Raw genomic sequence first — 22,156 nt, forward strand, 5'->3', positions numbered from 1 at the left:
TCGAGATCGATGCGACGAAACGGGCGAATCGGAATCGAATCGTTCCCTTGCGGTCGACGGTGTGTGCCGTAACGCCGCCGTCGTCCGGAGTCCTCGGCGGTGCGAGCGGATAGCGTGGAAGGAGCCGACCGGCGGACCCGACGGGAGCACCACACAGATCCATGGACGTGATCAACGAATTCATCATCGGCCAGGCCGCAGCCCTGTGGGTCTACCCGTTGCTCTTCGCCGTGTGCATCCTCGACGGCTTCTTCCCACCGGTGCCCAGCGAGACCGTCCTGGTGACCCTGTCGTCCCTCTCCGGCTCGACCGGGCGTCCTTACCTGTGGATCGTCATCGTGCTCGCGGCGCTCGGCGCGATCATCGGTGACAACATCGCGTACGCGATCGGACGGAAGGTCGGTACCGAACGGTTCCGGTGGATGCGCCGCCCGAAGGCACGAGCCGCTTTCGCGTGGGCGCGGCGCGGACTCGACAAGCGCGGCGCCGCAGTGATCCTCACGGCGCGATACATCCCGATCGGCCGGATCGCTGTGAACATGACGGCCGGAGCGACCCGCTACCCGCGGCAGAAGTTCGTGCCGCTCACGATCCTCGGTGGCACGACCTGGGCGCTGTACTCGGCGTTCGTGGGGCGCCTCGTCGGCGGTTGGTTCGAATCGCAGCCGCTGTTCGGCGCCGCGGTCGCCATCTGCGTCGCGGTGGTCCTGGGTGTCGGAATCGACCATCTCATCCAACGGTTCAAGACCGGTCGAGTGGACGTTCCGCGGGGCGAATCGAGCCCCGACGACGAACGAGGCAGCACGCTCGAGCGCTGACCCCGGCGGGTACGAGGGTGTGTGCGGCGACCTCGGGGAGCACCCGCTAAGATTCTGGCCGCGCCTCCGTAGCTCAGCTGGATAGAGCAAGAGCCTTCTAATCTCTAGGTCGCAGGTTCGAGTCCTGCCGGGGGCACCTCGACCGCCGGCGGACCACCCGTCGCGGGGCCGCACATCATACCGGTGAACTGGGCATTTCGCCCGGTAGACAGGCCGTTCGGATCGTGTGTTTCTCATCCCACCTTGCCGCAGGGTTAACACATGCTAAGGGCCACGTCCTATAGTTCTCGTCGTAAATCCCGTGTTACAGAATCCTCACAGAGTCAGGTAGGTGGGCGTGTCGACATCGGACCGCATCGAAGAGATCTACGAGCAGGTCAAGGCCCGCAACGCAGGTGAACCCGAATTCCACCAGGCTGCGGCCGAAGTGTTCGAGTCTCTGCATGTCGTGCTCGAGCGGCACCCCGGATACTTCGAATCCGGTCTGATCGAGCGCCTGTGCGAGCCGGAGCGGCAGATCATCTTCCGCGTGCCGTGGATCGATGATCAGGGTAACGTCCACGTCAACCGTGGCTTCCGCGTGCAGTACAACAGCGTTCTCGGCCCCTATAAGGGCGGGCTGCGCTTCCACCCGAGCGTCAACCTCGGCATCGTCAAGTTCCTCGGCTTCGAGCAGATCTTCAAGAACGCCCTCACCGGCCTGCCCATCGGCGGCGGCAAGGGCGGCTCGGACTTCGACCCCAAGGGTCGCTCCGAGCAGGAGATCATGCGCTTCTGCCAGTCGTTCATGACCGAGCTGCACCGCCACATCGGTGAGTACACCGACGTCCCGGCCGGTGACATCGGCGTCGGCGGCCGCGAGATCGGGTACCTGTTCGGCCAGTACAAGCGCCTCACCAACTCCTACGAGTCCGGCGTCCTTACCGGCAAGGGCCTGACCTGGGGTGGTTCGCAGGTGCGCAAGGAGGCCACCGGTTACGGCGCGGCCTACTTCGTCAACGAGATGGCCAAGACCGCCGGCACCTCGCTCGAAGGTCGCACCGCCGTCGTCTCGGGTTCCGGCAACGTCGCGATCTATGCCATCGAGAAGATCCACCAGCTCGGTGGCACCGCGATCGCCTGCTCCGACTCCTCCGGTTACATCGTCGACCGCAAGGGCCTCGACGTCGCTCTCCTCAAGGAGATCAAGGAAGTCCGGCGCGGACGCATCTCCGAGTACGTCGACGAGCGCGGCGACGCCGAGTTCTTCCCCGGCGGCAACATCTGGAACGTGCCGTGCGACGTCGCACTGCCGTGCGCCACGCAGAACGAACTCGACGAGGACTCGGCGAAGACCCTCGTCAACAACGGCGTGAAGATCGTCGCCGAGGGCGCCAACATGCCCACCACCCCGGGCGGCATCAGTGTCTTCCGCGACGCCGGAGTCGCCTTCGCGCCCGGCAAGGCCGCCAACGCCGGTGGTGTGGCGACCTCGGCGCTGGAGATGCAGCAGAACGCCTCGCGCGACTCGTGGCACTTCGACTACACCGACGAGCGTCTCGCCGGGATCATGGCCGACATCCACGGCCGCTGCGTCGAGACCGCCGCCGAGTACGGCAAGCCGGGCGACTACATCCACGGCGCCAACATCGCCGGCTTCGTGAAGGTCGCCGACGCCATGTTCGCACTGGGCGTCATCTGACGCTGTGTTCGCACCGGGCGTCATCTGACGACCGATTCTTCATGCGAAGTGCGGGTACCGACGAGTGCGGTACCCGCACTTCGCGTTTCGGGTGAAGGGTCGTCCCGCCGGAGAGTGCGGGGACGGCGACTCTAGCGGACGATCTCGCGGCGGTCGTCGGGGAGCCGGCGTGTGCGACCCGCCTTGTCGAGCCGGTCGAGCAACGGCAGGACCACCCGCCGTGTCGTTCCCAGGCGTTCGCGCGCGGCACTGGTCGTGAAGGGCTGGTCCAATTCGCCCAGCAGCTCCACGGCCGTGTCGGCGGCGTCGGGGAGCAGGACGATGCCCGGGCCCGCCCGCCACAACCGTCCGCTGCGTTCGGCCGCGCCGAGGGCCCGGTCGTCGAGGCCGAGCTCGCGTAGGCGATCGGCGGTCGGGGCCGCGAACGGGGCGGCCGACAGGTCGCGGCGCACCTGCTCGACGGCTTTGCGGATCTTCGGCGGTAGACCGTCGGCGCCGGGAGCGATCACCCGCCCCCCGACCACCTCGAGCGGAGGTCGCACCAGCGCCCGGACGAGGTCCGGTGTGGGAAGACGCAGCTGCGACGCCAGCACCGTCAACGGCGCCGCCGGATCCAGTGGATGGGTGCGGGCATGGGCCTGCACGAGTGTGGGCAGCCGGTCGGCGACGGTCTTCGCGAGACCGGGTGCGACGAGCCACGGCCCGACCGTCAGGTGCTCTCCCCGTGCGAGTGGGATGCCCAACTGTCGCAACCGTTGCCGGTGCAGGAGTCCGCGGCGGGCGAGTTCGTCGGCCAGGTGCGGCGTCCCGTCGGCCCCTGCCAGTTGCAGCGCGCGGCGTGCCGCCGCGCCGCGACGCCGGAATCGGGGTGGATCGGGGTCGAGAACGTCGGCTCGCCAGATCATCCGGCGGCCCGGGTCGCGCAGCAGCGCGCGGTCGCCGATCCGCAGGGGCAGCGGGCGGTCGAGGGTGAGCCGGACGAGATCGTCTGCCAGCGGACGGCACCGGACACCGACGTCCGCGGCTCCGATGTGCAGCACCGGAGCGACGGGCGGCCGGTCGTCGCCGCTGATCCGAACGTCGACGACGGTGGTGTGGTGCCACGCGCCGGGCGTGACGAGCACACTGCCCCGTCCCAGATCGTCGACCCGGCCGGTGAGATTGAGGGCGACCCTGGCCACGCCGCTCACCGCGCTCCGGTCGCGACCGAGTGCCTGCACGCTGCGGACCCGCAGCGGCGTGTCCCCCAGCACGAGGGTGTCCCCCACGCGCACCGTGCCCGCGGGAAGGGTTCCGGTGACGACGGTTCCGGATCCACGCACGGTGAACCGGCGGTCCACCCAGAGCCGGACGTCGGCCTGCGGATCGGGGTCCGGAAGCGAGGCGACCATCGTCGTCAGTGCGCTCCGGAGGTCGTCGAGGCCCATCCCGGTGCGCCCGCTCACGGCGACGACGGGCGCCCCCGCCAGACTCGTGCGGGCGACCTCCGCCGCGGCCCGCGCGGCCGCGGGTCCCGGATCGGCGAGATCGGCCCGGGTAACGGCGACGACCGCGTGGCGCACGCGGAGCGCGTCGAGTGCTGCGAGGTGTTCGGCCGCCTGCGGCATCCACGGATCGTCGGCGGCCACCACGAACAGCGCGGCCGGGACCGATCCCACTCCGGAGAGCATCGTCGTCAGGAATCGCTCGTGCCCGGGGACGTCGACGAAGGCGACCTCCCCCACCTCTGGCCAGGACGTCCAGCAGTAGCCGAGCTCGATGGTCAGTCCTCGTCGCCGTTCCTCGGCGAGCCGATCCGGGTTCGCACCGGTGAGCGCCTCGACCAGCGTCGACTTGCCGTGATCGACGTGACCGGCGGTCGCGACGACCTGCATCAGGATCCTTCGCGAGCGGCCACGCGCGTCACGGCGTCGATCAGCTCGCCGTCCTCGGCGGGATCGACCGCGAGCAGGTCGAGCAGCAACCGGCCGCGTTCGACGCGGCCGACGACGGGGTGCTCACCGAGCCGCAACGGGAGTGCGAGATGTTCGGGCAGGGCGATCGCGACGCTCGGCAGGACGACGTCCGGGGCGCCACCGCCCCCGACGACGCCGTCGGAGTCGACCACCTCGGGTTGGCACTCCGAGGGCAGCGCCACGCAGATCGCCTGTGCGCGGGCGCGGAGATCTTCCGGGCGGGAGGCCAGCGCCGACGCCACGGGTGGCATCGGTCCCGTCAGGGTCGCTTCGAGAGCGGCCAGGGTGAGCTTGTCGACGCGCAGCGCCCGCGCGAACGGGTCGCGCCGCAGGCGTTCCACGAGTTCGGCCCGTCCGAGCAGCAGGCCGGCCTGCGGACCGCCGAGGAGCTTGTCGCCCGAGGCGGTCACCAGGTCGGCGCCGGCACGCAGCGCGGTGGTGGCGTCGGGTTCGTTCAACAGCCGCGGATGCGGCGCGAGCAGACCCGATCCGATGTCGACCACGACGGGCGGTCCGAGTCCGGAGAGTTCCCGGACCGACACCGACGACGTGAAGCCGCTGACGGTGAAGTTCGAGGGATGCACCTTGAGGACGAAGGCGGTGTCGTCGTCGACGGCCGCGGCGTAGTCGCTCAGGCGCACGCGGTTGGTGGTGCCGACCTCACGCAGCGTCGCGCCCACGGATTCCAGCAGTTCCGGGATCCGGAAGCCGTCACCGATCTCGACCAGTTCGCCCCGTGCGATCACGATCGAGCGACCACCGCGTGTGAGCACCCGGGTGACCAGGGCGAGAGCCGCGGCACCGTTGTTGACGACGTGGATGCCGCCGGCGTCGGGTACCTGTTCGGCGAGTGCTTCGAGGGCGCCGCGTCCTCGCCGTCCGCGCCGACCGGTGGCCAGGTCGAGTTCGACGTCGGTGGCGCCCGCCGCGGTGGACACCGCCTCGACCGCCGCTCGGGACAGCGGGGCGCGACCGAGATTGGTGTGCACCACCACGCCGGTCGCGTTGACGACGCGACGCAGGGTGGTCGCCTGCTGCGGCAGCGACGCGACCGCGACGTCGGCGACGGCATCGGGCCCGATCTCGCCGTCGCGGCACCGTTGCTGGGCCGCGACGACGGTCTGCTTGACCAGTCGGGCGCCGAGCCGGTCGACGGCCTCGCGCAGGCGCGGATCGGCCAGGACCTGGTCGGTGCGGGGAACGTCCCGCCTCGGATCCGGCACGCGCTCCTCATCCCACGGTCGACGAAAACTTTTGGCGGAGGCGGACGGGAATCGAACCCGCCCAGCCCAGATACTGGGCCACAACGGTTTTGAAGACCGCGACCGTCACCAGACGAGAACCACCTCCGCGCTCACCCTAACCGAAGTCGGGCCCTCGGTTACGACTCGCCCGTATGTTTGGGTTCATGACCGCACACGTCGACTTTCCCGAGGGCGCCATCCGACTCACCCAGTACGCCGCCGGCGGCGGGTGCGCATGCAAGGTTCCGCCGGGTGAACTCGAGCGGGTGCTCGGCGGTCTGCAGGGTGGACGGGCCTCCGGCGAACTGTTGGTGGGTGTGGAGAACGGCGACGACGGAGCCGCGGTCCGGATCGATCCGGCGCCCGACGGGAGCGGCCGGGCCGTCATCGTGACGGCCGACTTCTTCACCCCGGTAGTCGACGACGCCTACGACTGGGGACGGATCGCCGCCACCAACGCCATGTCCGACGTCTACGCGATGGGTGGCACGCCGATCATCGCGGTCAACCTCCTGGGCTGGCCGCGCGAGCTCATCCCGTTCGAACTCGCCGCCGAAGTCATGCGCGGCGGCGCCGACGCGTGCGCCGAGGCGGGTGCCCATCTCGCCGGCGGGCACAGCATCGACGACCGGGAGCCGAAGTACGGACTGGCGGTCACCGGTCTGGGCGATCCGGATCGCCTGCTGCGCAACGACGCTGCCACGCCCGGCCTGCCGCTGACTCTCACCAAGCCGCTCGGTCTCGGCATCCTGAACAACCGTCACAAGGCCACCGGCGAGCGTTTCGAGGAAGCGGTCGCGGTGATGACGACACTCAACCGCGAGGCGGCACAACTTGCGCACGAGGCCGGTGTCCGCGCCGCCACCGACGTCACCGGTTTCGGTCTGCTCGGCCATCTGATGAAGATGATGCGGGCCAGCGGCACGACCGCCGTGATCGACTCCGCGGCCGTGCCGTACGTCGCGGGAGCGCGCGAGTCGCTCGCGGAGGGATTCGTGCCCGGCGGGAGCCGTCGCAATCTCGATTGGGTCCGCGAGCAGGTCGACTCCGAGGTGGACGACGACGAACTACTCCTGCTCGCCGACGCTCAGACGTCCGGCGGTCTCCTGGTCGTCGGGGAGCTCCCCGGCCATCCGGTCATCGGGGAGGTGGTCCCCGCGGGCGAACACGCGATCCGGGTGCGCTGACCCCGACGACCGCCGGACATGCCGACACACCTGCACGGGATCCGGATTAACCGGCACGAAGCGCGGGCAGACGGTAACTTCGGAACGAGAGCGCAGGAAAGGAGCACCGATGGCGGAGAAAGACACGTCCCTCCCCTGGCCCGTCCTGCGCCAGTTCCTCGGTAAGGACCTGCTCGGACGCGGCAAGGCCGCACGGTCCCGTCGTACCGAGGAGATCGAACCGCGCACCTCCACCGCCGATCGTGTCGCCCGCAGCGTGTGCCCCTACTGCGCTGTCGGATGCGGACAGAAGATCTTCGTCAAGGACGAAAAGGTCGTCCAGATCGAAGGCGATTCCGACAGCCCCGTGAACCGCGGGCGCCTGTGCCCCAAGGGCTCGGCGAGCAAGAACCTCGTCACCAGCGAGCTACGCGAGACCCGGGTCCGCTACCGCCGGCCCTACGGCACCGAATGGGAAGACCTCGATCTCGACACGGCCATGGAGATGGTCGTCGACCGCGTGCTGAAGACCCGCCGCGAGACCTGGCAGGAATTCGACGACAAGGGCCACCGTGTCCGGCGCACGATGGGTATCGCCAGCCTCGGCGGTGCCACGCTGGACAACGAAGAGAACTACCTCATCAAGAAGCTGTTCACAGCGATGGGGGCGGTCCAGATCGAGAACCAGGCCCGCATATGACACTCCGCCACCGTCCCCGGTCTGGGGACCAGCTTCGGGCGCGGCGGCGCCACCGGCTACACAGCCGACCTGGCCAACGCTGACTGCATCATCATCCAGGGTTCCAACATGGCCGAAGCCCACCCGGTGGGCTTCCAGTGGGTCGTGGAGGCCCAGAAACGCGGTGCCCGCGTCATCCACATCGACCCGCGCTTCACCCGTACCAGCGCGGTGGCGGACAAGCACGTCCCGATCCGGGTCGGCAGCGACATCGCCTTCCTCGGCGGCATCGTCAACTACATCCTGAGCAACGGGCTGGACTTCCGCGAGTACGTCGTCAACTACACGAACGCCGCGGTGCTCGTCAGCGACAAGTTCGAGGACACCGACGATCTCGACGGGCTCTTCTCGGGCTTCGACCCCGAGAAGCGGACCTACGATCCGACGAGCTGGCAGTACGACGTGGAGGACGAATCCGGCGACCTGCACAAGTCGCAGGCCAACGGCTCCGACGAGCACGCCGAGCATCGGGACACGGCCGCGGGCCTGCAGAACGAGTCGCACGGCATGCAGACGGCGAGCCACCCGAGGCGCGACGAGACCCTACAGCACCCGCGGTGCGTCTACCAGGTGCTCAAGCGGCACTTCGCCCGCTACACCCCCGAGGTGGTCGAGCAGGTGTGCGGCGTCTCGCAGGAGGACTTCCTCGACGTCTGCCGCGCGTGGACCGAGAACTCCGGTCGGGAGCGGACGACGGCGCTCGTCTACAGCGTGGGCTGGACCCAGCACAGTGTCGGTGTGCAGTACATTCGCACCGGCGCGATCCTGCAGCTGCTGCTCGGCAACATGGGCCGCCCCGGCGGAGGCATCATGGCGCTGCGCGGTCATGCCAGCATCCAGGGCTCGACCGACATCCCGACGCTGTTCAACCTGCTGCCCGGCTACCTGCCGATGCCCGACGCGAACAAGCACCACTCGTTCACGGACTGGGTCGACAGCGTGCGCAACCCGGGCAGCAAGGGTTTCTGGTCGAAGGCCGACGCCTACGCGGTGAACCTGCTCAAGGCATACTGGGGCGACGCGGCGACCGCCGACAACGACTACTGCTTCGACTACATGCCGAAGATCACCGGCGACCACGGCACCTACCGTTCGGTGCTCGACATGATCGATGGAAAGGTCAAGGGCTACTTCCTCCTCGGGCAGAACCCGGCCGTCGGCTCCGCCCACGGGCGCGCGCAGCGGCTCGGGATGGCGAACCTCGACTGGCTCGTGGTGCGCGACCTGTTCGAGATCGAGAGCGCCAACTTCTGGAAGGACTCCCCGGAGATCGAGACCGGTGAGATCGTGACCGAGGAGTGCGCCACCGAGGTGTTCCTCTTCCCGGCGGCCTCCTACGCCGAGAAGGAAGGCACCTTCACGCAGACCCAGCGGATGCTGCAGTGGCGGGAGAAGGCCGTCGAGCCGCCCGAGGACTGCCGCTCGGAACTGTGGTTCTTCTACCACCTCGGCCGCATGATGCGGGAGCGTCTGGCCGAGTCGACCGACGAGCGCGACCGTCCGCTGCTCGACCTGGCATGGGACTACCCCGTGCACGGCGAGTACGACGAGCCGAGTGCCGACGCAGTGCTCATGGAGATCAACGGCTACGACGTCGCGACCCGTCGGCCACTGTCGTCGTTCACCGAGATGAAGAACGACGGCTCCACCCTCGGTGGCTGCTGGATCTACACCGGGGTCTACGCCGACGGCGTCAACCAGGCCAACCGGCGTAAGTCCCGGCACGAGCAGTCGTTCGTGGCTCCCGAGTGGGGCTGGGCGTGGCCGATGAACCGCCGCATCCTGTACAACCGGGCATCCGCCGACCCCGAGGGCAGGCCGTGGAGCGAACGCAAGGCCTACGTGTGGTGGGACGAGGACGCACAGCAGTGGACGGGTGCGGACGTGCCGGACTTCGAGAAGACGAAGCCGCCGAGCTACCGCTCCCCCGACGGCGCCGACGGTGTCGAGGCGCTCGAAGGGATCGATCCGTTCATCATGCAGGGCGACGGCAAGGGTGCCCTCTACGCCCCCCAGGGGCTCGTCGACGGTCCGATGCCGACGCACTACGAACCGGTGGAGTCGCCGTTCCGCAATCCGCTCTACGCGCAGCAGGCCAACCCGACGCGCATGGAGTACCGGCGTGACGACAATCCGATGAACCCCTCACCGCCGGAAGAACACAGCGACGTGTTCCCCTTCGTGTTCACGACGAGTCGTCTCACCGAGCACCACACCGCCGGCGGCATGAGCCGCTATCTCGAACATCTCGCCGAACTGCAACCGGAGATGTTCGTGGAGGTCTCCCCCGCCCTGGCGGCCGAACGCGGACTCGAGCACATGGGCTGGTGCCACGTCGTCACCGCCCGCTCTGCGATCGAGGGCCGGGTCCTGGTGACCGAACGGTTGCGTCCGCTGAAGGTGGAGGGACGGACCGTCCACCAGGTGTGGATGCCCTATCACTGGGGCAGCGGCGGCATGGTGACCGGCGACTCGACCAACGATCTGTTCGGAATCACGTTGGACCCCAACGTGCTCATCCAGGAGACCAAGGTCGGTACGTGCGACGTCCGGGCAGGACGCCGACCGTCCGGAGCGGCACTGCGGGAGTACGTCGAGGGATATGCGCGGCGGGCCGGGGTAACCGATCACGTGTACCCACCCATCGTGACGGTCCCGGACGGCGATACGGCCTCGGACGACCCACGTGCCCCGGAGGCCTCGGACGACCCACGTGCCCCGGAGACCTCGGACGACCCACGTGCCCCGGAGGCCTCGGACGACCCACGTGCCCCGGAGGCCTCGGACGACCCACGTGCCCTGGAGGAGGACGAGTGACGGGTCCCAACAGCTTCTTCGGACCGATCGACCCGGCACCCGATGCCGGGTACGAGGATCCGCCGGCTCGCAAGGGCTTCTTCACCGACACCAGTGTGTGCATCGGGTGCAAGGCCTGCGAGGTGGCCTGCAAGGAGTGGAACGATGTCCCCGAGAACGCCTTCGCGATGCTCGGCACCTCGTACGACAACAGTCATTCGCTCAACGCCAATCAGTGGCGGCACGTCGCCTTCATCGAGCGCCCTGCGGAGTCGAAACCGCCGGTCTCGCTGGGGATGCCGACCGTCGGCGCGACCCCGACGGAGCTTCCGGAGGAGGAGAAGCCGGACTTCCGCTGGTTGATGTCCTCGGACGTGTGCAAGCACTGCACCCACGCGGCGTGCCTCGACGTGTGCCCGACCGGGTCGCTGTTCCGCAGCGAGTTCGGCACGGTGGTCGTGCAGGACGACATCTGCAACGGCTGCGGATACTGCGTCGCTGCGTGCCCGTACGGCGTCATCGACCGTCGCAAGGGTCCAGAGGGCGACCCGAAGGTCGGTATCGCCCAGAAGTGCACGCTCTGTTACGACCGGCTCACCGACGGCCAGACCCCGTCCTGCGCGCAGGCGTGCCCCACGGAGTCGATCCAGTACGGCGACGTCGAGGAACTGCGCGCTCGCGCCGAGGAACGACTGGCCGCCCTGCACGAGCGCGGCGTGAGCGAGGCACGACTCTACGGCAACGATCCCGAGGACGGGGTCGGCGGGACCGGCGCCTTCTTCCTGCTCCTCGACGAACCGGAGGTCTACGGCCTGCCGCCGGATCCGGTGGTGACGACAAAGGACCTGCCGGAGATGTGGACCCGCGCCGCAGTGGCAGCGGTCGCGATGCTGGCGGGCGCCGCCGCGTCGTTCCTGAGGAGGCGCTGATGACCCAGGTGCAGCACGGCGGCAGCCCGGGCAACCCCCGCCGGTCCGGAGGTGGTCGCGGCGGCGACCGGGTGATGGTGCCGGAGGCCGACTTCGAGTCCTATTACGGACGCCAGATCGTGAAGCCGGCCCCGTGGGAACACGACATCGCGATCTATCTGTTCACCGGCGGCGTGGCCGCGGGCAGCTCGCTGCTCGCCGCGGGTGCCGATCTCACGGGGCGGCCCGCCCTGCGTCGCGTCGCCCGATTCGGTTCGCTCACATCGCTGCTCGTCAGTGTCGGTGCGCTGGTTCACGATCTCGGCAAACCGAGCCGCTTCCTCAACATGCTGCGAGTCGCCAAACCGACCTCCCCGATGTCGGTCGGTACGTGGATCCTGTCGCTGCACGGTCCGTTCGCGGGCGTCGCGGCGGTCGCGGAGATCGCCGCGATGCTCCCCGCCCGGTGGAAGCGCGGGCCGGTGCGCCTGCTGCTCGCCCTCGGCCGGCCCGCCGGGATCGTGGGTGCACTGACGGCACCGCCGGTCGCCGCCTATACCGGAGTCCTGTTGTCCGACACCGCAACCCCAGCCTGGCACTCCGCCTTCAAGGAAATCCCCTTCGTGTTCTGTGGGTCGGCAGCGGCCGCATCGGGTGGTCTCGGACTGCTGGGTGCGCCGGTCGCCGAGGCCGGGCCGGCACGCGCCTTCGCCGTCGGCGGTGCGCTCGTCGAACTCGCGACCGAGCAGCAGATGGAGAAGTCGATGGGCCTGTCGGCCGAGACGCTCCACCAGGGCCGCCCCGGGCGAATGATGAGGGCCAGCAAGGCATTGACGGTGGCCGGCGCGCTCGGCGCACTCGCCGGCCGCCGCAATCGCGTGGTATCGGCAGTGTCCGGTGCCGCTCTCATGGCCGGTTCGCTGTGCACGCGACTCGGCGTCTACGAGGCCGGCATCGCGTCGGCGAAGGATCCCAAGTACACCGTCGTTCCCCAGCGTGAACGAGTCGATCGCGGGGAACCCGTTCGTTACCGCAGCTGAGATCCGGCTCGCGGGCAGGACGAAGGAGAACGCATGGACTCCGGCAAGCCTACGCGCGAACCACACGGCGACGCCGCGACGGCTCAGCCTCCGGGCAGCTTCCGCTGGCTCCTCGTGGCCGGGGGTCTGTTGCTGCAGTTCTCGATCGGCGCGGTCTACGCGTGGTCGGTCTTCGGCGGAGCCCTCGAGAGCGCCGACTCCTGGCAACTGAGCACGGTCCGGGCCTCACTGCCGTTCACCGTGACCATCGGCATGATCTTCATCGGCACCTATCTCGGTGGCCGACTGCAGGATCTGAAAGGTCCCCGAGTCGTCGCGTTGATCGGCGGCATCATCTATGCGCTCGGCATCCTCCTCGCCTCCTTCACCGACGGAGCCGAGGACTACTGGCTGCTCATCCTCGGGTACGGCATCATCAGCGGTTTCGGGCTGGGCTTCGCGTACATCGTCCCGATCGCCATGCTGCAGAAGTGGTTCCCCGACAAGACCGGTCTCATCACCGGACTCGCTGTGGGCGGTTTCGGGTTCGGCGCCGTGCTCACCTCGCCGGTCGCGCAGTGGCTCATCGACCGGAATCCGGACGACCCCACGAGCGCCTTCCTGCCTTTGGGTATCGCCTACCTCGTGATGTCGCTGGCCGGTGCGGCACTCTTCCGCAACCCGCCCGAGGGGTACACCGTGCCGGGCTTCGACCCCGTCGGCCGCGACGGCAGCGGAGCGGACCGCGGCAAGGAGTACACCCAGAACGAGGCCCTCCGCACGCCCCAGTGGTACCTCCTGACCGCCATCCTCACCCTGTGCGTGACCGCCGGCATCTCCCTGATCTCGCAGGCGAAGCCGAGTGCGTCCGACATCGCCGGTTTCAGCACCTCCGGCGCGGCGGCACTCGTGGGCATGCTCGCGATCTTCAACGGCGCCGGCCGGATCGTGTGGGCGGCGATCTCCGACCATATCGGCCGGATGAAGACCTTCACCGCACTGCTCGTGCTGCAGGGCGTGTGCCTGATCGTGCTGCCGCATGCCACCGGCGTGGTGCTGTTCTCGGTCCTGGCCGCGATCATCTATCTCTGCTACGGCGGCGCATTCGGCACCATGCCCGCCACCGCCGGCGACTTCTTCGGGGTCCGCAACGCCGGCGCCATCTACGGCCTGATGCTCATCGGGTGGAGCATCGGCGGCATCATCGGCCCGATCATCGCGTCTACGCTCCTCGGCGACGACAAGGCCTATACCCTCGCCTACACCACCATCGGCATCATCGCGCTCGTATCGGTCGTGCTCACGATGATCACGAAGGTACCCGCGGCACGCCGGGAGTCGGCCTCGGCCCGGTCCTGATCCGGAGCGCCGCCCTGCTCGCTCACACTCGGGGCGCTTCGTGGGTGTGCAACCACGAGACGACCTGCGTGCGGGAGTGCACGCCGAGTGTGTCGAGGATCCGTTCCAGGGCACCGTTCGCCGCGTCGACTGCAGAGCCGAGGCGCCCGAGATGGAAATGGGCGAGCCCCGAGACCCACAGCGCAGAGGCCTTGTTCCGACCGCTCGCCGTGCTGGCCCGCCATCTCGACGACACGAGCACACGCCTTCAGGGCGTCGTCGCGTCGTCCGTTGTAGGTCTGCGCCATCGCCAGCTGGAACAGGCAGGTCAGGTGGGCGGCGTGGTGGCCGGGTTCGTCACCCCGCACCACCTCGAGCGTCCCCGCGCGGTAGGAACTCGATCCGCCCTTCCGATCCGCTACTCCGCGGGAGGGGCCGAGCGACGATCCGACGTCGCCGGCCCTTCTCCGCGTTCCTCGTCGTCGCGCGCGGCGCGGGCGGCCTCGCGCATCTCGATCGCGTCGGTGATCAACTCACCGATCTCGCGGGTGACGTCGCGGACCGCTCCGGTGATGATCCCCGCGATCGCGCCGACGTGGGTGGCCGCCGACTCGGTGACCTCCTGGATCGTGTCCTTGTTACGCTCGAATCTTCCCACCATGTTCGACCCCCTCGATCGTGTCGTCCGCGAGGGTACCCGCATCGTCGAGCGGGCGATCGGTGGAGCGGTGACGTTCGACGATCACCCGCGACTCGAATTCGGGCGCGAACCAGCCGGGAGGGAGAGCAAGCGTGAAGATCTTCTTCCACACCGACGTCACCTGGGCGGTGAAGCCACCGGTGTTGTACGGAAGTCCGTGCTTCTCGCACAGTTCCCTGACCTTCGGCGCGAGCTCCGGATAGCGGTGCGCCGGCAGGTCGGGGAACAGGTGGTGCTCGATCTGGTGCGACAGGTTGCCCGACATGATGTGGAACAACGGCGACCCGGTGATGTTCGCGCTGCCCAGCATCTGCCGGACGTACCACTCACCACGGGTCTCCTCGGCGGTCTCCTCCTCCGTGAAGGACTGCACGCCGGACGGGAAGTGGCCGCAGAAGATGATCGAGTACGCCCACACGTTGCGCACCAGATTGGCGGTCGCGTTGCCGAGCAGCGTCGGGAAGAACATCGGTCCGCTCAGCAGCGGGAAGGCGATGTAGTCCTTGATCACCTGACGGCGCGCCTTGCGCCACCAGCCTTTCGCGATCGGGATCACGTCGCGCCACGAGCGTTTCCCGGCGACGATCCGGTCGACCTCCGCGTCGTGCATCATCACGCCCCACTCGAACAGCAGCATGAGGGCGGTCGCGTAGACCGGGTTGCCGAGATAGTAGGGATGCCACTTCTGGGCCGGGTCCATGCGCAGAATCCCGTATCCTATGTCGCGGTCCTGGCCGAGGATGTTGGTGTAGGTGTGGTGCACGTAGTTGTGCGAGTGCCGCCACTGGTCCGACGGGCACACCGTGTCCCATTCGAAGACACGGGAATTCAGCGACGGCTCGCGCATCCAGTCGTATTGACCGTGCATGACGTTGTGCCCGATCTCCATGTTGTCGAGGATCTTCGACACGCTCAGCGCCGCGACACCGGCGACCCATGCGGGCGGGAGGAATCCGACGAAGAGCAGACCGCGACCGGCGATCTCGAATCCGCGCTGCGCCCTGATGATCCGGTAGAGATACTCACGGTCCTCGTCACCGAGGGATGCGAGCGTCTGCTCCCGCAGTGCGTCGAGTTCGCGGCCGATCTCCTCGACACTGTCGTGGTCGAGGACGAGCGGTTCGTTCTCGACCGAAGAGCTGCGGCCGGACAGGGAGGGCAGGAAGGGAACGGTGGGTAGGGACAATCCGAACATGATGTCCTCCAATGATTTCGGCGGTGTCGCCGGACGGCCGGTTCAGAGTTCGACGGCGACGTCGCCGACCGGGGCGTTGACACAGATCTGGATTCGGCGGCCCGGTTCCGAATCGACGTCGCCGGTACGCACGTCGCGCGTGCACCCCGACAGCCGGACGGCGGTGCAGCTGTGGCAGATGCCCATGCGGCATCCGTGTTCGGGCGTGAGACCGGCCGCTTCGGCCTGTTCGAGCAGCGTCGACCCGATGTTCTGGGCAACCACGCCGGATTCGGCGAAGGAGATCTCGCCGCCGGCATCGTCCGTCGACACGACCGGTGGTGCGAGGACGAATTCCTCGGTGTTCACCATCGTCTCGGCGCCCTGTTCGGCGTAGACCTCGCGGATGCCCGCGACCATCTCCGCCGGACCACACACGAAGGTGGGCGTGTCGGCGTACCAGGGTGCGACCGCCGCGAGGTGGCTGCGGTCGAACCGACCCTGCAGCAGCCCGTCGTCGGAGCGGGTGTGCGCGTGGACGATCTCGATGTTGGGTCGGTCGGCAAGAGCGTCGAGTTCGGCGCGGCGCGGAACATGCCCGGGGGTGCGGGTGTAGTAGAGCAGCACCGCGCACCCGTCGTACCCCTCGGCGACGAGACCGGACAGCATCGACAGCACGGGAGTCAGCCCGGAGCCCGCGGCGACGAACAGCAGACGTCGGGGGCGTGGGCTCGGCAGCACGAACTCGCCTGCGGGAGAACCGAGTTCGATGACGTCTCCGACCTGCGCTCGGTCGTGGAGGTGGCGTGAGACGGTACCCTCGGGATGCCTGCCGATGGTGAACCGCAGGTCGGGCCGGCGCTTCGACTCCGCTTCGACGAGCGTCGGCGAGTAGCAGCGCGTATGCCGCACACCGTCGACACGCACCGACACGGTCACGTACTGCCCGGGTAGGGGTCGGCACGGCCGCGCTGGGCGCACCGTGATCGTGAGCGAGTCGGTGGCGCTTCGGTCCACATCTGTAATCCGGGCATAGTTCGCCGACGTGACGAGAAGCGGGTCGGCGAGTTCCAGGTAGCGGTCCGGGTGATGCGGGTAGGACAGCACTCCGAGTGCCTCTACCAGCAATTTTCGCAACGAACCCGAGCGCCGGACGGGCGTCGGACGGGCGCGCACGATCATATCTGTCCGCCTTTCGGTAGACCTCTGCGTACTCAGTGAACGAATGTGCACTGAAATCAGTGTGACAGCCGGACACACCCGCCTGTCAACCCCGATGTGACTGCTGACACAGATGTACGGACACCGCTGGGAACGTCATGCCTAGACTCAGGGGGTGTCCACCGCTTCCGCACCTCCGCCGACCACACGCGCCGAACGCAAGGAACGCACACGTCAGGCGCTTCTCGACGCCGCCCTCGACCTGTCCGCCGAGCGGGGACTCGGCGGGCTGAGTCTGAGGGAGGTGGCCCGTCACGCGGGTATCGTGCCCACCGCGTTCTACCGGCACTTCTCGTCCATGGACGAACTCGGCGTCACCCTTGCGGCGGACACGATGCGGGTACTTCGGCGCCTGCTGCGCGACGCGCGTCGCACGCCCGGTCCGGCAGGTGCGCGGCAATCGCTCGACGTGCTGGTCCAACAGGTACGGGCACACAAGGCGGCTTTCCGGTTCCTGGCACGCGAACGCCACGGTGGCGTTCCCGAGGTCGCCGCCGCGATCTCCGTCGAACTGCGCCTGCTGACCAGCGAGCTCGCCGCCGACCTGGGCCGCTCCCCGGGCCTCGAGGACTGGGAGTTCGACGATCTCGAGATGGCCGCCGATCTGCTGGTCACCGCGATGCTCGATTTCGTCCTCGACCTGCTCGCCGTCGAACGTCCCGGCAGTGCGCAGGAATCGGAGGTGGTCACGCGCGCGGAGAAACAGATGCGTCTGATCCTGCTGGGCGCGGCGGCGTTGCGGCCGCGACGGACGTCGAACGACCGGTGACGGGTCGGCGCGACGCCGGTTCGTCGAGGTGGCCAGGAAATCCTGTCGCAGACACTCCTCTTCCGTAACGTGGTTCCCATGGCATCGACCGAACCCGCCACCTACGACGACCTGACCTTCGACGTGCGCGTGGCGGGTCCGAGGGACGGCCCACCCGTCGTGCTCCTGCACGGCTTCCCCGAGACATCACGCAGCTGGACGCCGGTGGCGCGCCTGCTCGTCGAGCGCGGTTTCCGCGTGATCGCCCCCGACCAGCGCGGGTACTCCCCCGGTGCCCGGCCGAACGGCGTCGAGCACTACGCGGTGCCGGCGCTCGCCGGTGATGTCCTCGGCCTGCTCGACGAGTTCGGGCTCGATCGCGTCCACCTCGTCGGACACGACTGGGGCGCTGCTGTGGCGTGGTACTTCGCCGCCCACAATCCCGACCGCGTCTCGGCGTTGACCGCGGTCTCGGTCCCCCACCTCGCCGCCTACGGCTGGGCGTTGCGGGAGGACGCCGACCAGCGCGAACGCTCCTCCTACATCGGTCTCTTCCGCGAGGAAGGCAAGGCGGAGACCTTGCTCCTCGCCGACGACGCGCGGCGCCTGCGGGCGATGTTCACCTCCGCAGTCGACCACGACTCGGTCGACCACTACGTCTCCGCCCTGTCCGCGCCGGGCGCTCTCACCGCCGCCCTGAACTGGTATCGCGCCATGACGCGGGATCTCGATTCGACTCCCCCGGTGCGCGTCCCGACGACCTACATCTGGAGCACCGCCGACATCGCGATCGGCCGCGCCGGCGCCGAACGCTGCGGCGAATTCGTCGACGCCGAGTACGACTTCGTGGTCCTGCCCGACGTCTCGCACTGGATTCCGGAGGAAGCGCCGGCCGAGATCGCGAACGCAATCTCGCGGCGACGGAACGGCTGAGAGTCCACCGACCGTGGCTTCCGGCCGCTGCAGCTTCGGTCAGCCCACCACCGGGGCGAGCAGCACCTCGAGTTCGGCGACGACCGCATCGAGCGGAGCCGGACTGCGTTGCGCCGGGGCCGCGACCAGCGCGCCCTCCAGGGCGGCGATGACCAGGCTCGCCAACGACCGGCACGCTCTGCACCGACGCCGTCGGCCGTCAGCGACCGCTCGATCCGGGTGGCCGCCCGGTCCGTCGTCTCTTCGACGAGTTGCGCCTTACCGCCGGGAAAGTGGTGGTAGATCGAGCCGCGCGGCGCCCCGCTGTTCTCGAGCACGTCCCGGAACGACGTGGCCGCGACACCTCGTTCGCTCATCAGCGCGATCGCGCCGGCGATCATCGCCGCGCGCGGTCCGTCCCGCCGTTCTGCAGCGATCACCCGTTCCTCCGGCAGTGGTGGTTGTCCCCCATACTCTGTGTATGTTGTCGTACGGATCCGATCCTGCGCGACACCATCTTCCGAGGAGACCCTGCCATGACCGACGTCTCGGTGACCACTCACGTCTTCGACGCTGCCGTCGACCTGTTCGAGGTCCGGGACGATCGCACCGAAGGGCACACGCACCCCGCCTACGCGAACATGGTCGGCCCGTTCGGCGGTATCACCGCCGCGACTCTCCTCCGCGCGGTCGAACGACACCCGGACGTCCTCGGCATGCCGCTGTCCCTGACGGTCAACTACGCCGGCCCCATCGCCGACGGACCGTTCGACATCGCGGTGCGCCCGGTGCGCACGAACCGGACCACCCAGCACTGGTCGATCGAACTGTCGCAGGGCGGCGAGGTCGCCACCACCGCAACGGCCGTCTTCGGTCTCCGTCGCCCCACCTGGTCGTCGACCGAACTGCAGGCGCCGGCCGCCCCGGCACCCGACTCGCTCGAGCCGACACCGCTGCCCGACTTCATCGCGTGGGCACGCAACTACGAGATGCGGTACACCGCAGGAGTCGTTCCCGAGGAGGGCAGCGCGGAGGTCGCCGACTCCACGTCGACGCTGTGGGTCCGCGACGTCCCGTCGCGCCCGCTCGACTTCGCCTCGCTCACCGCGATGTGCGACATCTTCTACCCCCGGGCATTCCTGCGTCTGGGTCGGGTGCTGCCGGCCGGCACGGTCTCGATGACCGTCTACTTCTACGCGGACCCGGAGACCGTTGCCGCGCAATCCGACAGCCCCGTGCTCGCGACCGCACGTGCGAATCGGTTCGAACAGGGCTTCTTCGACCAGAGCGCACAACTGTGGGGTCGCGACGGCGTTCTGCTCGCGACCTCGCACCAGATCGTCTACTTCAAGGCATGAGCGGGACGGTCGGTATTCGATCGACCCGACCGGTCGGCATTCGGCGCCCGCTCCGGTCACCGGCACACCTGTAGCCTCGGAAACATCCACCCACCGGATTGCGAGGTCCACTGTGACGATGCCGAGACTTCTCCGACGATCGGGGGTCATCGCCTGCGCCGCAATCGCGTTCACGACCGTGGGCACGGTCGCCTGCGCCGACACGCAGGACATGCCCCCGGCTGCGGACTACGCGTCGTACGTCGCCCTGGGAGACTCGTTCACCTCCGGGCCCGGCATCCCGCCGCAGACCGACGGCGATCCGTGCGGGCGGTCGGCGAGCAACTACCCCACCCTCGTCGCGACCGATCTCGGTATCGAGGACTTCGTCGACGCGTCGTGCGGCGCCGCCACCTCACTCGACTTCGCGATGCCGCAGACCACCTTCCGCGGCGCGACGGTGCCACCGCAGTACGACGCGCTGCGCCCCGACACCGAACTCGTCACTGTGGGTATCGGCGGCAACGACATCGGTCTCGTCCAGCTGGCGCTGGGATGCGTCAATCTCTCGGCGCCACCCGATGGCGCGTCGTGCGCGATCACGAACACCCCGGACGGCACCGACCGTGTCGACGCCGCCATCGACGCCTTCGCGCCCGTCTACACCACGGTGATCGACGAGATCCGCCGGCGTTCCCCGGAGGCACGCATCGTGCTCGTCGGCTATCCCACCGGAATCCGCGACGGCGGGTGCTTCCCCGAGCAGCGGATCTGGCCCGACGACGCGACCTACCTGCAGGAGAAGATCGACCGGTTGAACACCGTCATGCGCGAGCAGGCCGAGGCCGCGGACGTGGACTACGTCGATCTGCGCGATTCGAGCCGCGACCACGACGTGTGCGCCGATCCGGAGACCCGGTGGATGGCCGGCCTGCAGCCGGCCGCCGGATCGATCCCGCTGCATCCGAACGCGGCCGGGCACCGCAACGCCGCCGACCAGGTGCTCGCCACGATCACCGACTGAGCCGGTTCACGCCTGCTCCGGCGTCTCGGGAGCCCGCACGGCGAGCAACGACACCAGGCCCGCGCCGAGCACGATCAGCAACCCCACGATCCCCGCTCGGTCGGTGCCGAACCACCACACGAAGAACCCGAACAGCGTCGGTGCCAGAAACGACACCGCACGTCCCGTCGTCGCGTAGAGACCGAACATCTGCCCCTCCCGTCCCGGCGGGGTCAGGCGCGCCAGGAAGGTCCGCGCCGACGACTGGGCCGGACCGACGAACAGACACAGCACCAGACCGAAGATCCAGAACATCGTCGGACCCGACACCACCAGCAGGACGATGCTGGTCGCGATCATCGCGACCAGCGAGCCCACGATGACCGCCTTGGGCCCGACCCGGTCGTCGACGCGTCCGGCCACCAGTGCGCCCACCGCGGAGACGACGTTCGCGGCGACACCGAAGATCAGCACGTCGCCCGCTCCGATCCCGTAGACCGTGACGGCGAGGACCGCCCCGAAGGTGAAGACGCCGGCGAGACCGTCCCGGAACAACGCCGACGCCCCGAGGTACCAGATGGTGCGACGATCCGCCCGCCACAACTCCGTCAGGTCGCGCCACAGCACGCGGTAGGACTCGACGAAACCGGCGCGGCGGGCGACGTCGCCACGCGCGACCGGCTTCTCCGGGACGGCGAGCAGCACGGGCACAGCGAACACCGCGAACCACACGGCCGCGAACAGCGCGACGAGCCGGATGTTGGTGCCGCCCTCGGTGGGCACACCGAGGAAACCGCGGGTGTCGCCGTCGCCGGCGATGAACCCGGTGTAGCACAACAGCAGGAGCACGATGCCACCGAAATAGCCCATCGCCCAACCGAAGCCCGACACCCGTCCGATGTCGTCCGGCGTCGACACCTGGCGCAGCATCGAGTTGTACGGGACCTGCGCGAGCTCGGCCATCACGGATGCCACGCCGAGCAGGACCAGCCCGAGCCACAGATAGTGGTAGTCGTCGCGCACGAAGTACATCGCCGCCATCGCCGCGACGGTGACCCCGGTGAGGATTCCCAGCGACCATTTCCGTCGCCCGACTGCGTCGTACCGCTGGCCCGACACCGGCGCGGTCACGGCGATGACGAACCCGGCGATGCCGAGCGACCATCCGAGCCAGGTGCTCGCCGAGATCCCACCCGGCAGGTCGTCGCCGACCGCGTCGGTGAGATAGACGGAGAATACGAACGTCAGGATCACGGCGTTGAACGCCGCGGAACCCCAGTCCCACAGACCCCACGAGACGACCTGACGACGTGTCGTAGCCTCCCCGGCCCCGCTCGCCGTGTCCGTGAACGCATTCATGCCCCGGAGCCTAGGCTTCCGGAGCTGCGGTGGCATGG

At 68.7% G+C, this 22,156-nt stretch carries 17 protein-coding genes, 2 tRNA genes and 2 pseudogenes; 12 read left to right on the plus strand and 9 right to left on the minus strand.

Going from position 1 to position 22,156, the window contains the following annotated elements; all coding sequences use genetic code 11:
- The first annotated feature begins 161 nt into the window (after positions 1-161).
- The 3 genes from NVV99_RS04095 (at position 162) to gdhA (ending at position 2,499) form a co-directional block, all read left to right on the plus strand.
- A complete protein-coding gene (locus NVV99_RS04095; RefSeq protein ID WP_024100551.1) occupies positions 162-818 on the plus strand; it encodes a DedA family protein in 657 nt (218 codons plus the stop codon).
- 62 nt (positions 819-880) lie between these two features.
- Positions 881-954, plus strand: a tRNA-Arg gene (locus NVV99_RS04100).
- A 201-nt stretch (positions 955-1,155) separates the two neighbouring features.
- A complete protein-coding gene (gdhA, locus tag NVV99_RS04105; RefSeq protein WP_024100550.1) occupies positions 1,156-2,499 on the plus strand; it encodes an NADP-specific glutamate dehydrogenase in 1,344 nt (447 codons plus the stop codon).
- A 131-nt stretch (positions 2,500-2,630) separates the two neighbouring features.
- Here gdhA and selB read toward each other — a convergent pair whose 3' ends face one another.
- The 3 genes from selB to NVV99_RS04120 all read right to left on the minus strand — a co-directional run bounded on the left by selB (position 2,631) and on the right by NVV99_RS04120 (position 5,804).
- A complete protein-coding gene (gene selB / locus NVV99_RS04110; protein ID WP_024100549.1) occupies positions 2,631-4,373 on the minus strand; it encodes a selenocysteine-specific translation elongation factor in 1,743 nt (580 codons plus the stop codon).
- Positions 4,373-5,677, minus strand: a complete 1,305-nt coding sequence (gene selA, locus NVV99_RS04115; protein WP_024100548.1) for an L-seryl-tRNA(Sec) selenium transferase — start codon at positions 5,675-5,677, stop codon at positions 4,373-4,375. Before selA ends, selB begins: the two co-directional genes overlap by 1 nt.
- Before the next feature lie 32 nt (positions 5,678-5,709).
- Positions 5,710-5,804 (minus strand) — tRNA-Sec (locus tag NVV99_RS04120).
- 58 nt (positions 5,805-5,862) lie between these two features.
- On the opposite strand from NVV99_RS04120, the gene selD reads away from it, so the two are divergent.
- The 5 genes and pseudogenes from selD (at position 5,863) to NVV99_RS04145 (ending at position 13,685) form a co-directional block, all read left to right on the plus strand.
- On the plus strand, positions 5,863-6,885 hold the full coding sequence (selD, locus tag NVV99_RS04125) for a selenide, water dikinase SelD (protein WP_024100547.1): 1,023 nt from the start codon (positions 5,863-5,865) through the stop codon (positions 6,883-6,885).
- 109 nt (positions 6,886-6,994) lie between these two features.
- Positions 6,995-10,228, plus strand: a pseudogene (gene fdh / locus NVV99_RS04130) (formate dehydrogenase); the annotation flags it as partial.
- A 188-nt stretch (positions 10,229-10,416) separates the two neighbouring features.
- A complete protein-coding gene (locus tag NVV99_RS04135) occupies positions 10,417-11,328 on the plus strand; it encodes a 4Fe-4S dicluster domain-containing protein (protein ID WP_024100544.1) in 912 nt (303 codons plus the stop codon).
- Positions 11,328-12,347: an NrfD/PsrC family molybdoenzyme membrane anchor subunit gene (gene nrfD, locus NVV99_RS04140; protein WP_041803300.1), complete on the plus strand. Its 1,020-nt coding sequence runs from the start codon at positions 11,328-11,330 to the stop codon at positions 12,345-12,347. The genes NVV99_RS04135 and nrfD overlap by 1 nt, the downstream gene beginning before the upstream one ends.
- Before the next feature lie 33 nt (positions 12,348-12,380).
- On the plus strand, positions 12,381-13,685 hold the full coding sequence (locus NVV99_RS04145; RefSeq protein ID WP_024100542.1) for an OFA family MFS transporter: 1,305 nt from the start codon (positions 12,381-12,383) through the stop codon (positions 13,683-13,685).
- Positions 13,686-13,707: 22 nt separating this feature from the next.
- Here NVV99_RS04145 and NVV99_RS04150 read toward each other — a convergent pair whose 3' ends face one another.
- The 4 genes from NVV99_RS04150 to NVV99_RS04165 all read right to left on the minus strand — a co-directional run bounded on the left by NVV99_RS04150 (position 13,708) and on the right by NVV99_RS04165 (position 16,720).
- Positions 13,708-13,920 carry a hypothetical protein gene (locus NVV99_RS04150; RefSeq protein ID WP_175427934.1) on the minus strand — a complete coding sequence of 71 codons (213 nt, stop codon included), beginning with the start codon at positions 13,918-13,920 and terminating at the stop codon, positions 13,708-13,710.
- Between the two features lie 162 nt (positions 13,921-14,082).
- Positions 14,083-14,325: a hypothetical protein gene (locus NVV99_RS04155; RefSeq protein ID WP_006554382.1), complete on the minus strand. Its 243-nt coding sequence runs from the start codon at positions 14,323-14,325 to the stop codon at positions 14,083-14,085.
- Positions 14,303-15,559, minus strand: a complete 1,257-nt coding sequence (locus NVV99_RS04160; protein ID WP_024100540.1) for an acyl-CoA desaturase — start codon at positions 15,557-15,559, stop codon at positions 14,303-14,305. The genes NVV99_RS04155 and NVV99_RS04160 overlap by 23 nt, the downstream gene beginning before the upstream one ends.
- A 42-nt stretch (positions 15,560-15,601) precedes the next feature.
- Positions 15,602-16,720, minus strand: coding sequence for a ferredoxin reductase (locus NVV99_RS04165; protein ID WP_024100539.1), 1,119 nt, complete (start codon positions 16,718-16,720; stop codon positions 15,602-15,604).
- Between the two features lie 154 nt (positions 16,721-16,874).
- On the opposite strand from NVV99_RS04165, the gene NVV99_RS04170 reads away from it, so the two are divergent.
- Together NVV99_RS04170 and NVV99_RS04175 are read left to right on the plus strand one after the other, a co-directional pair.
- Entirely contained in the window at positions 16,875-17,528 is a 654-nt protein-coding gene (locus tag NVV99_RS04170; RefSeq protein ID WP_024100538.1) for a TetR family transcriptional regulator, read from the plus strand.
- A 78-nt stretch (positions 17,529-17,606) separates the two neighbouring features.
- On the plus strand, positions 17,607-18,440 hold the full coding sequence (locus NVV99_RS04175; protein ID WP_024100537.1) for an alpha/beta fold hydrolase: 834 nt from the start codon (positions 17,607-17,609) through the stop codon (positions 18,438-18,440).
- Positions 18,441-18,479: 39 nt separating this feature from the next.
- Here the strand turns inward: NVV99_RS04175 and NVV99_RS04180 are convergent.
- Positions 18,480-18,820, minus strand: a pseudogene (locus tag NVV99_RS04180) (helix-turn-helix domain-containing protein).
- A 135-nt stretch (positions 18,821-18,955) separates the two neighbouring features.
- Here NVV99_RS04180 and NVV99_RS04185 point away from each other — a divergent pair.
- Together NVV99_RS04185 and NVV99_RS04190 are read left to right on the plus strand one after the other, a co-directional pair.
- The gene (locus NVV99_RS04185) at positions 18,956-19,777 is read left to right on the plus strand and encodes an acyl-CoA thioesterase II (protein WP_024100536.1); all 822 of its coding nucleotides are present in this window, start codon (positions 18,956-18,958) and stop codon (positions 19,775-19,777) included.
- Between the two features lie 118 nt (positions 19,778-19,895).
- A complete protein-coding gene (locus tag NVV99_RS04190; RefSeq protein WP_230826433.1) occupies positions 19,896-20,780 on the plus strand; it encodes an SGNH/GDSL hydrolase family protein in 885 nt (294 codons plus the stop codon).
- A 6-nt stretch (positions 20,781-20,786) separates the two neighbouring features.
- Here the strand turns inward: NVV99_RS04190 and NVV99_RS04195 are convergent, their stop codons facing one another.
- Positions 20,787-22,118 carry an MFS transporter gene (locus NVV99_RS04195; protein WP_019289006.1) on the minus strand — a complete coding sequence of 444 codons (1,332 nt, stop codon included), beginning with the start codon at positions 22,116-22,118 and terminating at the stop codon, positions 20,787-20,789.
- Positions 22,119-22,156 lie beyond the last annotated feature (38 nt).

Source organism: Rhodococcus sp. PAE-6 (assembly GCF_025290685.1).
Lineage (GTDB): Bacteria > Actinomycetota > Actinomycetes > Mycobacteriales > Mycobacteriaceae > Rhodococcus > Rhodococcus pyridinivorans.

What these genes read in the sequence shown, in the direction of transcription:
- NVV99_RS04095 (WP_024100551.1), top strand. Translation starts at nt 162, where the DNA reads ATGGACGTGATCAACGAATTCATCATCGGCCAGGCCGCAGCCCTGTGG.
- selB (WP_024100549.1), bottom strand. Translation starts at nt 4,373, where the DNA reads ATGCAGGTCGTCGCGACCGCCGGTCACGTCGATCACGGCAAGTCGACG.
- selD (WP_024100547.1), top strand. Translation starts at nt 5,863, where the DNA reads ATGACCGCACACGTCGACTTTCCCGAGGGCGCCATCCGACTCACCCAG.
- nrfD (WP_041803300.1), top strand. Translation starts at nt 11,328, where the DNA reads ATGACCCAGGTGCAGCACGGCGGCAGCCCGGGCAACCCCCGCCGGTCC.
- NVV99_RS04145 (WP_024100542.1), top strand. Translation starts at nt 12,381, where the DNA reads ATGGACTCCGGCAAGCCTACGCGCGAACCACACGGCGACGCCGCGACG.
- NVV99_RS04155 (WP_006554382.1), bottom strand. Translation starts at nt 14,325, where the DNA reads ATGGTGGGAAGATTCGAGCGTAACAAGGACACGATCCAGGAGGTCACC.
- NVV99_RS04160 (WP_024100540.1), bottom strand. Translation starts at nt 15,559, where the DNA reads ATGTTCGGATTGTCCCTACCCACCGTTCCCTTCCTGCCCTCCCTGTCC.
- NVV99_RS04165 (WP_024100539.1), bottom strand. Translation starts at nt 16,720, where the DNA reads ATGATCGTGCGCGCCCGTCCGACGCCCGTCCGGCGCTCGGGTTCGTTG.
- NVV99_RS04175 (WP_024100537.1), top strand. Translation starts at nt 17,607, where the DNA reads ATGGCATCGACCGAACCCGCCACCTACGACGACCTGACCTTCGACGTG.
- NVV99_RS04185 (WP_024100536.1), top strand. Translation starts at nt 18,956, where the DNA reads ATGACCGACGTCTCGGTGACCACTCACGTCTTCGACGCTGCCGTCGAC.
- NVV99_RS04190 (WP_230826433.1), top strand. Translation starts at nt 19,896, where the DNA reads ATGCCGAGACTTCTCCGACGATCGGGGGTCATCGCCTGCGCCGCAATC.
- NVV99_RS04195 (WP_019289006.1), bottom strand. Translation starts at nt 22,118, where the DNA reads ATGAATGCGTTCACGGACACGGCGAGCGGGGCCGGGGAGGCTACGACA.